At 57.4% G+C, this 223-nt stretch carries 1 protein-coding gene; it reads right to left on the bottom strand.

What is annotated here, in order from left to right:
• Positions 1-2 precede the first annotated feature (2 nt).
• Positions 3-223: hypothetical protein (locus tag MOV75_RS42200; protein ID WP_246933153.1), on the bottom strand; the 221-nt coding region annotated here is incomplete at its 5' end.

A 223-nucleotide genomic window follows, 5' to 3' on the forward strand; every position in this document is an offset into this window, starting at 1 on the left:
ATTTACAGCGGGCCAAGAACGACAAGATCGATGCCGCTATCATCGCCGCCTGCACCGCAGCGGTGCGGAAGATCCATGCCGCTCCCGATCCTCGGTTGCTGCCGTTCGCCGCGCAACTGACAATGATCGATCAGATCGGCGAGGATATCGCGCGCCTCAAGAACAGGATCGAGAGTTGCCGGAATGAGACGATTAATAAGCTCTGGCAAGAGGATATCGCTCG

The sequence above is a fragment of the Bradyrhizobium sp. PRIMUS42 genome (assembly GCF_023006515.1).
In the GTDB taxonomy this organism is placed as follows: domain Bacteria; phylum Pseudomonadota; class Alphaproteobacteria; order Rhizobiales; family Xanthobacteraceae; genus Bradyrhizobium.